Raw genomic sequence first — 456 nt, forward strand, 5'->3', positions numbered from 1 at the left:
GCATTTAGGGTTTCTTAGCCCTGTAGTCACGGTACTTGCTGTGATTGGCGCGATTAACGCGTTCAATATGGTCGATGGCATTGATGGCCTGTTAGGTGGCCTTGCTATTGTTACCTTTGCGGGTATCGCCATTTTGCTTAAAATCGACAGTCAACACGGCCTGGCTTACTTGTGTGCTGTATTCATTGCCGCGACCATTCCCTATATCTTAATGAATCTCGGTATTCTTGGACGAGAGCGTAGAGTTTTCATGGGTGATGCTGGCAGCATGATGATTGGCTTTACTGTGATTTGGTTACTGCTGGGCGCAAGCCAAGATCCATCAGAAGCTATGATGCGACCGATTACTGCATTATGGCTAATTGCTGTCCCGCTGATGGACATGGCTGCCATCATGTTCAGACGCGTACGACGCGGTGACTCCCCTTTCAAGCCCGACCGTGAACACCTACACCA

1 pseudogene is annotated in these 456 nt (G+C 49.3%); it reads left to right on the forward strand.

Going from position 1 to position 456, the window contains the following annotated elements:
• Positions 1 to 456: pseudogene (locus AB4512_RS23510) on the forward strand (undecaprenyl-phosphate alpha-N-acetylglucosaminyl 1-phosphate transferase); the annotation flags it as partial.

This window comes from Vibrio sp. 10N.222.52.B7 (assembly GCF_041474275.1).
Taxonomy (GTDB): domain Bacteria; phylum Pseudomonadota; class Gammaproteobacteria; order Enterobacterales; family Vibrionaceae; genus Vibrio; species Vibrio crassostreae_C.